The 16004-nt window shown below is 45.0% G+C and carries 15 protein-coding genes; all 15 read right to left on the bottom strand.

Translation table 11 applies throughout. The annotated features are described in order from the left end of the window. Positions 1-7: 7 nt before the first annotated feature. The 15 genes from DWV34_RS11775 to DWV34_RS11705 all read right to left on the bottom strand — a co-directional run bounded on the left by DWV34_RS11775 (position 8) and on the right by DWV34_RS11705 (position 16003). Positions 8-934: a glycyl-radical enzyme activating protein gene (locus DWV34_RS11775; RefSeq protein WP_118476275.1), complete on the bottom strand. Its 927-nt coding sequence runs from the start codon at positions 932-934 to the stop codon at positions 8-10. Beyond that, positions 921-3275 (bottom strand): glycyl radical protein, encoded by a 2355-nt coding sequence (locus tag DWV34_RS11770; RefSeq protein WP_118476272.1) that lies wholly within the window; start codon positions 3273-3275, stop codon positions 921-923. Before DWV34_RS11770 ends, DWV34_RS11775 begins: the two co-directional genes overlap by 14 nt. Positions 3276-3390: 115 nt before the next feature. Beyond that, entirely contained in the window at positions 3391-3705 is a 315-nt protein-coding gene (locus DWV34_RS11765) for a PTS fructose-like transporter subunit IIB (RefSeq protein WP_006566172.1), read from the bottom strand. A 34-nt stretch (positions 3706-3739) separates the two neighbouring features. After that, a complete protein-coding gene (locus tag DWV34_RS11760) occupies positions 3740-4807 on the bottom strand; it encodes a PTS fructose transporter subunit IIC (protein ID WP_118476270.1) in 1068 nt (355 codons plus the stop codon). A 14-nt stretch (positions 4808-4821) separates the two neighbouring features. Next, the gene (locus DWV34_RS11755; protein ID WP_006566174.1) at positions 4822-5250 is read right to left on the bottom strand and encodes a PTS sugar transporter subunit IIA; all 429 of its coding nucleotides are present in this window, start codon (positions 5248-5250) and stop codon (positions 4822-4824) included. After that, a complete protein-coding gene (locus DWV34_RS11750) occupies positions 5234-5953 on the bottom strand; it encodes a ribulose-phosphate 3-epimerase (RefSeq protein ID WP_009290972.1) in 720 nt (239 codons plus the stop codon). The genes DWV34_RS11755 and DWV34_RS11750 overlap by 17 nt, the downstream gene beginning before the upstream one ends. Positions 5954-6245: 292 nt before the next feature. Then, positions 6246-8219, bottom strand: coding sequence for a BglG family transcription antiterminator (locus DWV34_RS11745; RefSeq protein WP_118476268.1), 1974 nt, complete (start codon positions 8217-8219; stop codon positions 6246-6248). Between the two features lie 172 nt (positions 8220-8391). Continuing rightward, positions 8392-9246: a carboxylating nicotinate-nucleotide diphosphorylase gene (nadC, locus tag DWV34_RS11740; RefSeq protein ID WP_278566199.1), complete on the bottom strand. Its 855-nt coding sequence runs from the start codon at positions 9244-9246 to the stop codon at positions 8392-8394. Next, the gene (locus tag DWV34_RS11735) at positions 9215-10522 is read right to left on the bottom strand and encodes an L-aspartate oxidase (protein WP_009290967.1); all 1308 of its coding nucleotides are present in this window, start codon (positions 10520-10522) and stop codon (positions 9215-9217) included. The genes nadC and DWV34_RS11735 overlap by 32 nt, the downstream gene beginning before the upstream one ends. Before the next feature lie 43 nt (positions 10523-10565). Continuing rightward, positions 10566-11474, bottom strand: coding sequence for a quinolinate synthase NadA (gene nadA / locus DWV34_RS11730; protein ID WP_006566179.1), 909 nt, complete (start codon positions 11472-11474; stop codon positions 10566-10568). A gap of 287 nt (positions 11475-11761) precedes the next feature. Next, positions 11762-12019 (bottom strand): HPr family phosphocarrier protein, encoded by a 258-nt coding sequence (locus tag DWV34_RS11725; protein WP_009290966.1) that lies wholly within the window; start codon positions 12017-12019, stop codon positions 11762-11764. Between the two features lie 15 nt (positions 12020-12034). Further along, on the bottom strand, positions 12035-12598 hold the full coding sequence (locus DWV34_RS11720) for a DUF4428 domain-containing protein (protein WP_009290965.1): 564 nt from the start codon (positions 12596-12598) through the stop codon (positions 12035-12037). A gap of 7 nt (positions 12599-12605) precedes the next feature. Then, positions 12606-14093, bottom strand: coding sequence for a xylulokinase (gene xylB / locus DWV34_RS11715; protein WP_118476266.1), 1488 nt, complete (start codon positions 14091-14093; stop codon positions 12606-12608). A 3-nt stretch (positions 14094-14096) separates the two neighbouring features. Next, entirely contained in the window at positions 14097-15143 is a 1047-nt protein-coding gene (locus DWV34_RS11710) for a zinc-dependent alcohol dehydrogenase (RefSeq protein ID WP_009290963.1), read from the bottom strand. A 20-nt stretch (positions 15144-15163) separates the two neighbouring features. Then, positions 15164-16003: a PTS system mannose/fructose/sorbose family transporter subunit IID gene (locus DWV34_RS11705; RefSeq protein WP_039946325.1), complete on the bottom strand. Its 840-nt coding sequence runs from the start codon at positions 16001-16003 to the stop codon at positions 15164-15166. Between the last annotated feature and the right edge of the window lies 1 nt (position 16004).

Raw genomic sequence — 16004 nt, 5'->3', positions numbered from 1 at the left:
CCTTAATTTAAATTTCCATGATCACATTACTTACACCGCCCTGCCTTGCCCAGCTCTCGAATTCTTTCATCTGTGATTTGGAATACATCTTCGGATTTTCAGCAAAACAGAACTCTTTGCCAATCAAATGATATTTGGCTTCCGCCAGGGGGTTATAGTTTAAAATTTCATACGAGACATCGGGATCTGTCCCGCTGATATATACGGCAATTTCGGTAATATTTTCTCTGTAAGCGGTAAGGCCCGGAATCATCGGAGTCCTTATGATAACCTGGTCCCTTTTTTCGGATTCCAGCAGATACTTTATATTTTCTTTGATCTTTTGGTTTGGCACTCCCACATACTTTTTGTGTCTTTCCACATCCGCTATTTTAAAATCTGCATAAATCAAATCCAGATACGGAAGAAGTTTTCTAAGTACTTCCTGTTCTGCGTACAGAGAAGTCTCTATGGCAGTATGGATTCCTTCCTTTTTGCACTGCTTCAGTATTTCCAGTGCAAATTCCGATTGGTGCAGCGGCTCTCCCCCAGACAGAGTAACTCCGCCGTCATGCCTATAAAATACCATGTCTTTTCTGATCTCCTCCATCACTTCTTTCACACTGTACTCTCTGGAATCCATCGCGAGAGCACCTGACGGGCACAGTTCTATCAAATGTTCCCAGTCTTCCGGCGAGTCAATATTCATGAAAAGCTTATCTCCCCGGAATTTCATTCCGCCGCTGACACTTTCTTCCACACACATTTTACAGTGTATACACCGATTCTTAAAATACAGTGGGCGCCGTCTTAATGAAATTCCCTCCGGGTTCTGGCACCACACGCAGGACAGGGGACAGCCTTTGAAAAAGACTGTCGTTCGGATGCCATCCCCATCATGGGTTGAAAATCTGCGAATATCAAAGATCGTTCCTTTCATATCAAATATCTCCATAGCTGGTACGGGCGATGATCTCATTCTGCAGTTCATCCGCCAGTTCTGTGAAATATGCGGTATACCCGGCCACCCGGACCGTAAGACCTCTGTACTGCTCTGGATTTTTCTTTGCCGCTATTAGATCCTCTCTCCGTACAACATTAAACTGTATATGTGGGATTTCCAGATCTACAAAGCTTCGCAGAAATCCCGCAAATTTACGGGTACCGGATTCATTTTTAAAGAATTCCGGCAGAAATTTCATATTCAGCAGCCCGCCGTTTGTCGTAAGATTTTTATCCAATTTTGAAACGGATTTCAGAACTGCTGTCGGCCCTTTCATATCTCTTCCGTAGACCGGAGACATTCCCCCGTCGGCGAGAGGCTCTCCTGCATAACGTCCGTCCGGTGATGCCCCAACATTTTCTCCCATGGGTACATGGGCTGAGACCGTATACATTCCCGTGTGGTATGGTCCTCCGCGGTAGTTTTTAAATGTGCGCAGCCGGTTTTTAAAGTATTCGGCCCATTTAGTACCCATGGCATCCACCCAGTCCACGTCATTTCCGTACTTAGGCACTTTATTTAAGAGCATGGTCCTCAAGACCTCATCTTCTTCAAAATTTGTCTTTAATGCATGAAGCAGTCTCTCCGGCTCAATTTTCTTATCATCATAGACCATCTGTTTTACTGCCGCCAGGCTGTCTGCAAGATTTGCAACCTGGATCATCTGGATACCGGATAGGTTGTATTTTGCTCCCCCCGCCGTCACATCCATTCCTTTTTCCATACAGTCGTCTATGGACGCTGATAGAAACGGAGACGGCAGCAGGTCAATGTGTGCCTTCTCTACTTCCTCACAGGCCAGAATCATTTTGTCCATGAAGTAATCAATCTGTTTTTGGAATGCCTCTTCCAGTTCCTCAAACGTCTCATAAGTCTCAAGGCTTCCGTAATCAGGGGCAATCTTCTCTCCTGTAAGCAGACAGATTCCGCCGGTCATTGCGGCTTCCAGTGCCTTATTCAGATTAAACATAGCAGAATCGCTCCATCCGAGATTGTTTCCCTGGGTGGTCAGCTCCACGCATCCAACAATGGCATAATCCATGGCATCTTTTTCTTCAATTCCCAGCTCCATGACGGACGGAATCACTGCTTTGTCATTAAAAAACTGTGGCATTCCGCTGCCCTTTGACACGACACGGACCGCTTCAAAGAGAAGATCATCCCCTGTGCCTTCGTGGAGCCTGACAGAAAGATTCGGCTGAGGAAGTCCAAGATGTTTCTGGGCCTCCAGAAATAAGAACGAAAGATCATTGGAATAATCATTTCCATACTCATCCTGACCACCGACAGCTATATTGAATCCGATCGGAAATCCTGCGAAATATTTCGCACCGTGGGAATTTCTCATATAAACGATCTCATTGAATTTGAGCCACATACATTCGATGATCTCCAATGCATCCTGTTTTGTAATTCTTTCTTCTTTTATGTCATTTTCATAGTAAGAGATCAGGTGGCGGTCCAGACGACCCGGTGAAAATGAAGAAGCGTTGGATTCCATCTGGAGGACAACGAACAAAAACCATACAGACTGTACCGCTTCATGAAAAGTCTCTGCCGGATGCTGGCTCAGTTTTTTGCAGTTTTTTGCCACACGGATCATAGATTCCTTCTTGGCTTCATCGTCCTGTTCTTCCGAGAGTCCCATCATAAGGTCATGATAGCGCAGCATAAAGCTTCTGACGCCTTCCATCACCAGAATGACACTTTCATAGAAATTTTTCTGTTCCTCACTGCAGGAGTTCAGTTTCTCCCTTGCCTGTTTCTGCAGTCCTGTCGGACCGAGCTTCAGCCATGTCACGCAGTTGGGGCAGATATGCCCCTGAGCATGGTCCTTTTGGTTTATCTTTACTACTTTCGATATTTCATTTATTTCTTTTCCATATCTCTCATTGAGGACATCTTCCAGAGACTTTCCTTCCCAGTAGGGTTTAATCTCTTTTCTAAATGTTTCAATATCCTCCGGATGGACATGAAACTTATCCTGCGGCCTTGTGGGAAGAGTCTCAAACTCCTGATCCACCCAAGTGCTTCCGCTTTCCGGAAAGACAACCCCATAACGGACTCCTGCCGTACGGTTGCCCACAATCAGTTCCTCCGGTTCTGCACTGATCTTGATCTTCTCCAATGATGCTTTTAAAGCCAGTGCTCTCTGAATGATCCTCGGCTGATCCTCATGTTGTTTGTAGCTGTCCGTTATAATGAGCGCCTGCTCAATGGAAGCATACCTTGGTTCTGATAACATTTTATCTTTTAAGTATTTTATTCGGTCTGTCTGAAAAACACCCTCCATATACTGCTCCTTCCCTGTTTTTGTTTATTGTTTTATATTATTATATATTATTTTTTATTGTTTTTCAATACATAATCAGAAAAGAGCGGCTTTTTTAAGCCGCCCCTGTTTTCTTTTAAAGTTCCTTCACCATCTTTTCCAACTTTGTAATAATCGCCTCTGCTTTCTTTACAGCGTCGCTGACTCCCACCCGAACTTTCGGGATATTCTGAAACCTTTCTTCATCTTTTATTGGCATATCTTTTGTGAGGATCACCGCATCCGTTCCGGCCAGATCCTCCGGTGTGATCTGATTCTCTATCCCGATGGACCCCTGAGTCTCTACTTTAATCTCAATTCCGTGCTTTTTTGCTGCCTTTTCCAGCGCCTCCGCTGACATATAGGTATGTGCCACCCCTGACGGGCACGCCGTAACCGCTAAAAATTTCATGATAAAATACCTCCTATTGATTTTCTACTATTATTTATTCGAAGGAAAGATCAATGTCTAAATCCCCTTCGTCTGTGCCTGCTGCCTCTTCTGTGATGTCCTTTTTCAGCAGGATCATCAGCCCCGCAGTTACGCCGACGGCAATGGCAAGGGACACAAGAAATCCAATCGGATTTCCAAGGACAGGAATCATAATCAGGCCGGACCAGGCAACAGGATTTGTAATATTAAACAGATAACCCACTGCTCCGCCTGCAGCCGCACCGATCATGGTTGATGGAATAACACGCAGCGGGTCATTGGCTGCAAACGGAATCGCTCCCTCCGTAATCCCTACACACCCCATAGCAACCGCACTCTTTGCTGCTTCTCTTTCTTCCTGGGTAAACTTTTTCTTTGACAAAAATGCTGCCAGAGCACATCCGAGAGGCGGTGCTGTCATGGTCACTGCCATAGGCCCTGCATATGTATACACACCGGCACTTACTGTAGCCACACCGAATGTATATGCTACCTTGTTAAACGGTCCTCCAAAGTCAAATCCTGCAAGCAGTCCGCATACTGCGCCTAAAATTACTTTGTTCCCATTTCCCAAATGCTCCATAACTTTTGTCATTCCGTCCATAATTCCTGCGATCGGAGCTCCAAGAACATACTGCATAAATCCCATGGTTACTAAAGAACCGACGATCGGAATGATCATGATTGGCATGATGGAACTCAATGCTTTCGGCACTTTGACCTTTTTCAAATAATAGCATACAATTCCGCCAAGAAGCCCTGTTACGATTCCTCCCAGGAATCCGGCTCCAACACTGATGGAGATCATTCCTCCGACAAATCCGGGACAGATACCCGCACGGTCTGCGATGGATGCCGCAATATATGCCGACAGAACCGGTACCATCAAATTCAGCGCGGTAGAACCAAAATTCCATAACGTTGCCATCCAGGTCCCTTCCGGCGGAACACCACCCTGCCCATATGCCATGACGGCAACTGCCATTAAAATACCTCCGGTCACTACAAACGGGATCATATGGGACACTCCGTTCATCAGATGTTTTCTTGTATCTTTGAAAATACCTGCAAGTTCGTTCATATTCTCTCTCCTCCTTATTGTATCAGTTCCAACACTTCTTTTTCATTGGCTGCGTTCATGAGCTGCTCTCTGAAGTCGTCATGAATAATCTTTCTTGACAGTTTCGCCAGAATCTCCAGATGCTTATCTCCCTGTCCCGGGTCCGGAACTGCGATCTGAAAGACCATCTGCACTTTTTCATCCGCCCACTGCACCGGGTCTTTCAGCCTTGCAAATGCCAGCGACGGTTCCTTTACATGAACTGATTTGGCATGGGGCGTGGCGATCAGAAATCCTATGCTTGTCGGTGCTCCCTCCTCTCTCTTTATCACATCCGCCACATATGCCGCCCTGTCATTCAAACGACCCTGTTCTTCCATTACTCCGGCAATCTTAGAGACTGTTTCTTCCGGTGATGCCGCTTCCAGGTCAAATACGACCAGCCCTTCATTCATTAATTCCATGGTTCTTTGCTCCTTTTGCTTCTTCTGCTGTTTTTAGCATGTCTTCACAGCACTGTTTTACTGTCTTTCCGTCAAGAAACAATCCCGATGTTCCCCCGGTTAGGATGTCCGCTCCGGCTTCCACCGCCCTCGGAATTGTATCCTGATTGATGTTTCCGTCTGCCTGAATCTTCGTCTTCAGTCCTGCGCTGTTCAGCATCGCCCTCATCTGCCTGATGTGGCCGAGCGCCCCCTCCTGCATCTTTTGTCCTGAAAATCCGGGGTTGACTGTGAGTTTTAAGATCCAGGCCGCCTCACCTGCCAGTGTGATGAAATCCTCCCCCGGAGGTGTCGTGGATTTATATGCCAATACCGGCCGGGCACCCGCTTCCCTGATCTGTTCAAACACCCTGAGAGGATCTTTCATCGCCTCATAGTGTACCGCTATGTAATCCGCTCCCGCATCGGCATACATGCCGATATAGCGCTCCGGCTCAAAAGCGGCCAGATGGGCTTCTATTGGGAGGCTGGTTATGCCTCTCATCTGTTTTAAGAGTGTTTCCGATAATATGAAACAATCATTAAACCTTCCATCCACCATATCATAGTGAAAAAACGAGATTCCCGATCCCTCGGCTTCCTCTATGGCATCTGCCAAATGACACAGATCCATACAGGAAACAGATGCAGAAACCATGAGTTCTTTTTCCGCTGCTTTTTTCATCACTTTCCTTTCTTTTTATTATTTATCTTTGTTTATTATTATTTTATATTTATTTATCTTATTATTCAATGTCTCTTTCGTTCTCTTTTTGCAGTTGTATATCTGCAAAAACGCAGCACTACACCGATTCAAACCCAAAAATTGCAGGTAAACAACTGCAGTTTATGACATAGCAGTCAAATAATTTCCTCACACATCTGTGTACAGCCCACGGAGCGTTTTTTATTTCATAGGGAAGTCCGCAGAACTTTCCTAATGAAATAAAAAAAGAAAGTGCCCAAAAGACACCTTCTTAATCCGAATTCATCATGATAATATTTTTGATCTCTTCTTTGCTGCCTGCTTTCCTTATGAGTTTTGCCGCATTCTTTTCCATAGTCATTTCGTAAAATGTTTCAAAAAAGGCTCTGGTGGACTGAATATCTTCAAAATTCAGCGCCAGCAAAAATATTACATCCACGCTTCCCTCATCCCACTCAACTTTGTGGTCCGTTTTTATAATTGCCACAGCCGGCTTTTCAACGAGATTTGCCATGCCATGGGGAACTGCAACGCCTCCTCCGAGCACAGATGCGCTGATCTCTTCTCTCCTCAGTACATCCTCATAAAATCCATCCTTTACATAGCCACCGTCCTTCAGCTTTCTGCACACCTTATGTAACAGGGCCTTTTTCGTCATTGTCCCTGACTCCAGAAAGATCAGTTCGTCCTCCATCAAGTTTTTAATGGTCCACCGTTTTTCCAGATTCTTCTTCTTTTCTTTCATCTCATGACAAACTTTTTTGATCCTGAAGACATCCTGTTCTCCCACAAGCGGAGTCGTATAAACCACATAAGGGTGTTTAATCTTCAGTGAGGGGACCGTGGTGATCACGAGGTCATACTGGCTCTCATCTATCATGACTCCTGCATTTGCCGGGAGTACCGATGTGACATTGATGTCCATAATCTTATGTTCGATCTTTCTGGCAATGATCTGAGCGATCCCCACACCGCCGCTGCCGATAACAACTGTATTAATGTCCCTCTTATTCTGAACCATAGCGCCGCCAAAAAGAATTGCCATATAGGAGATCTCATCTTCTGTCGGAAATACGCCCACAAGGCTTTCATACTCTTTGCTTGCCGTAAAACAAGCTGAAAATATGGCTGAGTATGTCCTCTTTATCTCATCCAAAAAAGGATTTTTAATCTCAAACCCAAACTTAACTCTTATGAAAGAACTGTTCAGAAATAGGGCTGTACTCGTCTTCAGCAGAGGATCTTCCCTGAAATCTCTCCCCACGATGGAAGAAATATACTGAATCATGTTCTGAGCAGCGTCCTCGATATCGATCTCCTTTTCGATCAGAAATTTTTTGTTTACTATGCGGCTGCTGTTCTGTACTTCCGCTCCAAGAAGCAGAAGATACAAATACAATCCCTCCCTCGGATCAATGTTCATCCTGAATTGCCTGTTTAGAAGTCCCGTAAATATATCTGTCCAGTCGGCGATCTCCTCTACCAGTGTCAGTCTGCTGATCATAGATTCCTCCAGACAATGCCCTCCTCTCAGCCGGTTCATCTGACTGCTCGTATATTCAGCCAGCATACAAAATGTATAATCATTAAACTGCGTGCCGATCTGTCTCTCCAGCTGCTGAATACAGGCAATCACCTTATCAGCTGTGCTCTTTCTGTACTGAGATAAAAATCTTGCATATGTCACCGGATCGATTCTGTAATCCGGCACTGCGGCTGACTTTGGATCTTCTTCCAGATAAACTTTCTGGTTTTGGCACACCAGAACTTTTCTCAGGTCAAATTCCCGGCCCTGTATAATAATTCCTTTTCCAACGATCCGCCGAATGCATACCCTGTCCGGCTCTAACATCTTATTTGCCTTCTCGATATCTGTACAGATCGTGGATTTAGAAACAAACAGCTCCTCCGCAAACAAAGATCCGGTGTAAGGCTCCCCATTTTCAATCAGAGTCCTGATAATATAGCACATCCGGTATTTTCTTGTTTCACAGGGGATCTGGTCTTTCGGAAATAAGTGTTCCAATTCTTTTCTGTGCAGTCCTGCCTGAAGACAGCCCCCCTTCCCCCCCCGGCGGACAAGCCGATATCCATTTTCTTCACAGAATTCAGCTGCCTCTTTCATATAATTGTGTACACTCCGCTCGGAAATCTCCAGCATCCCTGCAATTCTTTCATAGGTGATAAATTCATCATCCTGATGAATCAGCACTCTCATTATTTTTGATGCAGTCTTGGAAAGCATAGGAACTCCTTTTATTATTATTTATTGATATATATTATTTATTATTATTTTAGACTTTCCTATGATTTCTGTCAACGCTCACTTAAAGACATCCCTTCCACTATCAGTAAAAGGCGCTGAAAAAGGCCAGAAAATATCCTGTATTTTCTGGCCTTCCCATATCACTTTTCTGTTATTCTGTCGGTTTCAGGTTTTTCAGTGAAATATCCAGGATTGGAGCCGAATGGGTCAAAGCCCCGGAAGATACGAAATCCACTCCGATCTCCCTGATCTTTTTTAACCGTTCCTTCGTCACGTTGCCGGAACACTCGGTGAGAGCACGGCTTCCGATAATTTCAACCGCCTCTTTCATCATTTCATCTGACATATTATCCAGCATAATAATATCCGCACCTGCCTCCAGAGCGTCATTTACCATGGCAAGATTTTCAGTCTCCACCTCAATCTTCCGCACAAAAGGAGCATAGGCTCTTGCCGCATAGACTGCCTCCCGGACTCCTCCGGCTGCACCGATATGGTTGTCTTTCAGCATAACCCCGTCGGAAAGATTATAACGGTGATTCTTGCCGCCTCCGACTGTTACCGCATATTTCTCAAACGGACGCATATTTGGCGTTGTCTTTCTCGTATCCAGAAGCTGTGTAGAGGAACCTTCTAATTCTTTTACAAGGGAATTGGTAAATGTTGCGATCCCGCTCATTCTCTGAAGGTAGTTAAGGGCCGTCCTCTCTCCTGACAGCAGGACACGGATATCTCCCCTGAGAACTCCCATAAGCTGTCCGGCTTTGATTTCGTCTCCGTCGCTCAGCTCTGTCTCAAAGGTTACATTTTCATCCAGCAGGGTAAACACACGGTGGAACACTTCCAAACCCGCGACAATCCCGTCTTCTTTACAAATCAGTTCAACCTGTCCCTGTCTCGGCTTCGGCATGACAGCGTTGGTGCTGACATCCTCTCCGGTGATGTCCTCTTTTAATGCGTTCAGCAGATACTCATCAATGTTTACCGCCATTGTTACACCATTTATCATAGAAATCCCCATCCTTTCTTTTGATCTCTTCCAGTACAAGGTGTTTGTTCTCCTCCTGTATACCGGAAATATCATGATACTGTGCTAAATCAACCTGACACTCTGAAGGTTTTTTCGGCGACTTTGCAATATCTTCTGCAGACTCCAGGGCAAAAACAAGAGATTCCAGCAGAGAATTGCTCGCCAGCCGGTTCTTTCCGTGAACTCCGTTGCAGCTGGCCTCTCCCACTGCGTATAAATCCTCCATGGAAGTACGACTGCTTAAATCCACCTTAATCCCTCCCATAAAATAATGCTGTGCGGGAGTCACCGGAATCCATTCCTTCGTCATGTCATATCCCTCTTCCAGACACTGCTTATAAATATTAGGAAATCTTTTTCTGATCCGATCCCCGTCCAGATGAGTCACAGACAGCCGCACATAATCGGTTCCGTCTTTCTCCATCTGTTCACGTATAGCTGCTGTCACAATATCCCTGGGCAGCAGTTCATCTACAAACCGTTCCCCGTCTTTATTGAATAAATAGGCTCCTTCTCCTCTGACAGACTCCGAAATCAAAAAACTCCTTCCCGGCTTGTCCGAATAAAAAGTCGTCGGATGTATCTGTATGTAATTGATATTCTGTATCTCCACGTTATGGCGAAGGCAGATAGCCAATCCGTCTGCGGTGAGATGCCTGTAATTGGTGGAGTGTTTAAACAGACCTCCCATGCCTCCCGTTGCGAGTACAGTCTTCCCTGCATAAATACAGTCCACATCTCCTTCGGGTGTCACATAGACAACTCCCCGGCAGGCTCCTTTTTCCTCGATCAGATCGATCATTGTAGAATGGGTCAGGATCTCAATGTTATCCCTCCGTTTCACTTCCTCATAGAGCTTGCCGGTAATTTCTTTCCCTGTCACATCATCGTGATGAAGAATCCGGAATATGGAGTGTCCCCCTTCCCGGGTATATTCTGTCTCTCCATCTCTCTGATCAAACTGAACACCGAATCCGATAAGGTCATCGATAATTTCCCTGGAACGGGTGATCATCTTGTCTACAGCCGCTTTATCGTTCTCATAATGGCCGGCCTTCATGGTATCTTCAAAGTAACGGTCGTAATCTTCTTCATTGCGCAGTGCAGAAATTCCTCCCTGAGCCAGGAAGGAATCACTCTCCTCTACTTCTGTCTTGGTAATCATAATGACTCTGTAATCTCTTGGAAGAAACAAGGCGTGAAACAATCCGGCAGCCCCGGTTCCAACCACAATTACATCTGCTGATCTCATAATTAAAATTAATCCTTTCCCCCGGATAAGAGGCTGTTAATATCTACTGTGCGATTCGCAGCATCTCATCCAACGCTTTCTTTGCGTCAAGACGCAGTGTCTCATCCAGTTCCACCTGGTTTTTCATGTCTCTCAGTGTATCTCTGACATTTTCAAGAGTGATCCTCTTCATGTTCGGACAGAACTGTCTGTGCCCCACAGAATAAAACGTCTTGTTCGGATTCTTCTGTTTCAGTTCATATAAAACACCCATCTCTGTACAGATAATAAACTTATCCGCATCGGATGCAGTGGCATAATCAATAATACCGGACGTGCTTCCCACATAGTCGGCCAGTTCCACCACATCCATCGTACACTCCGGATGTACAAGGATCTCTGCGTCCGGATGCGCTTCTTTGGCTTTTTTTACGTTGTCTGCAGTAATGCTTGTATGTACATGACAGAATCCGTCGTTGTAAATAAAATTCTTCTCAGGAAGTTTTGATCCGATATATCTGCCAAGATTCTCATCCGGAATAAAGAATATATTCTTCTGTGGAAGAGATTTTACAATCTTCATAGCATTGGACGATGTCACACAGACATCGGAATAGGATTTGATCTCTGCTGTGGAATTAATATAACAGACCACTGCCAGATCATCATATTCATCCCTTACCTTCTGTATCTTGTCCAGATCCACCATATGGGCCATCGGGCAGTCCGCCAGCTGGTCCGGCATGATCACAGTTCTGTCGGGATTCAGGATCTTCGCGCTTTCTCCCATAAAGCTTACACCGGCAAAACAGATCACATCTTTCGACTCCTTAAGCGCTACCTTTGCGAGGTAATACGAATCCCCAACATAGTCTGCAATCTCCTGTACAGCGTCATCTACATAATAATGGGCCAATAAGACCGCATTTCGTTCTCTCTTTAACTCTTCAATCTCTTTTGCGAGGTTGTCCATCCTTTTCCTCCTTAGCAAGGGAATTTTCCCAACTGATATGATTCCATACTAAGATTAAATATACCACTTTGATCAACTGTTATCAAGTATTTAAAGGGGTTTTCTGGTATAAACAGCCAGTCACTCAGTATGCAGATAGTCACTGTTCCCTGCCTTTACACATAATCCGTTGATTATGTCCCCATGGAATACTTTTTATTATTCTTTCTGCTTCATTTCTATACTCATGGATACAAAACAGCACCCTTATCAACGCTGCCGGTTCCGTTGATAAAGATGCTGTATTATTAAAGATTATGAATACAAAACTCTTTCAATTCCTCTGCCGCCCTGTCTTCATCCGGTCCTTCAATCATAAACGTTACGATTTCATGCTGACGAGCTCTCAGTGTCAAAAGAGAAATCATATTTTTGGCGTTCGCTCTCTGAGTTCCCTTTTCCAGAATTATTTTACTCTGGTACGTCCGCGCTTTTTCTACCAGAAGCACAGCCGGACGCGCATGGATTCCAACAGGCGACTGCATTTTAAAATCAAACTGCTTCATCTTTTTCCTCCCTGATCATACCTGGACAGATTCACCTTTCAGCCTTTCGATTTCTTCCGCAATCCGTTTTGCAAATGAAAAGGACTGTTTCATAGCAAAGCTTTTTATCCTGACAGGGTTTGATATCAAAGGAATTTGTTTTTCCTGGCCGTCCTCCAGTTTGATCAGAACTTTCAGAGAGTGAATCGTGCCTGCTTCTTTTGACTTAATTTTATCTTCCAGTTCTCCCAAAGGCATGAAAGGTCTGTAATCGATCCGGCACTCGCTGATCTTATCCAGCGGATAAAATTCCGGCTCTGAAACCTGTTTTTGGTTGATCCGGTTGTTGAGAAGGCAGATCTTCCTGTTTTTCTCATCAAACAAAATATAATTCCCTATCCGCCCTGTAATCTCAAAATCTTCTGTGAGCCCGCCCTGCTTTTCACACAATTTTCTGATCTCACCATAACTTTTCTTTGCAATCGTCTCTGTAAAATGATTGCTGGCCTTCTCATAGCACGCTTTGCAGATGTATCCTTCCGCATATCGAAATTTCTTAAACATTCCCAAAGGTGCATCACAGATATCACATGTCTTCATTTCCAATTCACCCTTTCTGATCACCAAACACATCTGTCAGCGCTTTATAAACTTTTTTATACTTTTGGTATTTTATTTCATAAAGCTCTGCATGATATCTTCTTGGATTAAAACATTTTTTTGTGCGGACGGTTCTGCCAACCATCTGCTCCAGTGTTACATCCCGCCCTGAAACTGATGCTGCCATGAGCGCAATGCCGTATCCCGCTCCTGCCCCGCTTTCCAGCTGTTCTACTTTCGTATTCAGCACATCCGCAAGGATCTGCATCCATACTTCATTTTTAGAGCCTCCGCCGGTCACTTTAAGACTTTGAAGTGCTGTCTTCCCAATGTGCATGACTTCTGTAAGCTGTCTCACACCGAAACAGATCCCTTCCATGACCGCAGCCGTGATATCCTGTCTTGTAGTTTCAGTTCCGATACCGATCAAAGCTCCCCTCAGTGCTGGATCTCCGTAGATCGTCTTGTCACCTGCAAGATGGGGATAAAAGATCAGATTGTTTTCCCCTAGACTTTCCATGTCCACTTCGCTGGTTTCGGCAGAAAAATCATCTGCCTTTAAGATCTGTCTGACCCACCAGCCAAAGCTGCTTCCCGTTGACTGAACCACACCCTGTACCAGCGTCATGATGTTCTTTCCGTCTGCAGAAAACATAATATTCTTTCCTTTTGTCCCGAAATCCATTTTTTCTTTTGGAAACATGAGAACACCGGATGTACCGAGGGAAAGAACCGGATACCTGTTTGAAAAACACCCTGTGGATATGGCTGCCGCCGGGTTATCCCCGGTACCCACGATAACCTTCACCTGGTTTTTGAAACCGAACTTCCGCCTCCATACTTCGGCCACATATCCCGCCGTCTCCTGGCTTCCTTTTACCTTTGGATAAATCTTCTTCGGAAACCCTAAGATTTCCCGGATCTTTGAAGACCACGTTCCAGTCTTTAAATCAAACAAAGAAGAAGTGGATGCCTCGCAGTAGTCAGTCTGGCACTGCCCCGTCAGCCGAAAAACGATATAGTCCGGTCCAATCAAAAATGTTTTCATCTTCCGAAATTGTTCCGGTTCATTTTTCTTCAGCCACAGCAGATTGATCGCCGGACTTCCGGTGGAAATGATATTGGAGATATAGGAAACTTCCGGGACCTTAGAGATCTTTTCTTTTGTTTCCTTTACAAGATCCATTGTCCTTGTGTCATTCCACATCAATGCCGGACGTATAGGCGCTCCGTCCCATCCCAGAAATACTGCGGTATGCATCTGTCCCGTGACACCAATAGCTCCGATGTGCTCCGGATCTTCTCCTGAAAGAAGTTCCGCCATGGCTTCTTCCACCGCATCCATCCAGCTTTCCGGATCAATTTCCTTCCATCCCGGTTTTGGCTGTGAAATTTCATACTCTCTGCTGCTTTCTTTTCTGATCTCTCCTGCGTCATTAATCAAGGTCAGTTTTGCAGAAGAAGTCCCTATATCAATTCCAATATACTGTTCCATTCGCTATTCTCCAAATCTGAGGATTACTTTATAAGTATCCGGCTTCATTGCCGCCGCAATGGCTTTGTCAAAATCTCTGTAATCAAAAATCTGTTCTGTAAGCACGGTTGGATCAATCAGCCCCTTTCCGATCAGCTGCACTGCCTGATGAAAAGATGTAATCGTTGGGCTGACAGCGCCTGTCACCGTTTTCTGGTAAGAATGAACAGCCCCCATATCTATCGGCACCGGATCATTGGGATGCATGGAGCTGAACATGACGCTCATTCCTCCGGGGGAAGTCATTTCCACAGCCTGTGCCGCAATGGCCGGGATCGCTGTCGTATTGAATACCACCTGCGCACCTCTGCCGCCGGTTAATTCTTTTACTCTCTTTACGGCATCTTCCTTCGTCGGATCGATCACATCGTCACATCCGAGTTTCAGCGCCCTGTCTCTTCGCTCCCTAAGAGGCTCACTTAAAATCACTCTGGCTCCCTTTAATCTGGCAAGCATGACGTGAAGCATCCCCATGGTACCGCCTCCGATGACCGCCACATCGTCTCCAAACTGAATATTCGTACGGGTGATACTGTTGACCACACATGCCAGTGGCTCGGTAAATGCCATTTTTTCAAAAGTTGTACTGTCCGGATATACAAACAGATCTTCCGCCTTTGCCACAACGAATTCCGCAAATCCCCCATATCCTGACAGCCCGTCGGGATTCGTAAAAATCTTACTCTTTGGATGTTCTTCACAGATATTTTCTTCTCCGTGCTTGCAGAAAAAACATTCCTTACAGTCATCAATGATATACTGGACCACTTTCTGCCCTTTGGAGTAACGTTTTTCATTGACTCCGTTTCCCAGTTCCTCGATTACTCCGCAGTACTCATGACCGCCGATCCTCGGGTAGCTGTAACTGCAGTCTCCGTTGAAGTCCCGTACATCGTTGGTGCAGATTCCGGAATCTTTGATCCGGATCAGCACCTCGTCTTCTTTTAACTCTGGTAATTCAATCTCTTTGACAGCAAAATTTTTTGGTTGATTTAATACGATTGCTTTCATCTATCTCACTCTTTCTGAACTTAATATGCCAGGATTCCTGTCACTCCGCCTACCACACCGATCACAACGATCAGCCCGATGATTTTCAGGGAAGACCATCTTCTCTTGTTCATCAGATAGTAAACAAGCATGGTCACTGCAAGCGGAAGGATACTTGGACAGATCGCGTCTAAGAAGCTTGTCTGAATGTCATAAGTTGATGTAGAACTTACCACTTTCAGTCCGCAGCTTGCTTTTACATAATTTACAACAAGACCGCCCATTACCATGCAGCCCATGATAGAAGCACCTTTGATCAGCTTATTAAGAATTCCCTTTTCAAGGAAGTCCATGATCGCTTCACTTCCGGCTTTATATCCGAACATAAAGTTCCAGTAGCTGAGGCCATATGCCGCTGCAATGATGACAACCGCGTAAATAATGGCTCCCCATATATTTCCGCTTCCGGAACGGGTTAAGTCAATACACACAGCTAAGAGGATCGGAATCACAACGCCCTGCCAGATCGTATCACCCATACCGGCTAAAGGTCCCATCAAAGAAGTCTTTAAGTTCGTAATAAACTCGTCGGGTATTTCTTCACCCATGGCCTTCTGTTCTTCCAGGGCAACCGCCATACCGAGGATACATGCGCCGAATTCAATATGTACATTGAAGAATTCAATTTCCCGTTTCATGACCTCTTTTCGCTTTGCCGGGTTATCTTTATATAAGAAATTAATAATCGCTGAGAACATATGGGCAACAACCTGCCCCATCATTCTTTCGTAGTTATAACACGTCTGGGGAAATGTCTCCCAAATGAACCAGGCTTTGATCAAGGCGGCCTTTGGGATCAAACTTTTCTTTTTATTTTCCATC

Source organism: Anaerostipes sp. AF04-45, from assembly GCF_003461725.1.
Classification (GTDB): Bacteria; Bacillota; Clostridia; order Lachnospirales; family Lachnospiraceae; genus Anaerostipes; species Anaerostipes caccae.
Note: the sequence above shows the minus strand (reverse complement) of the source record. Positions and strands in the feature narration are given on the sequence as shown.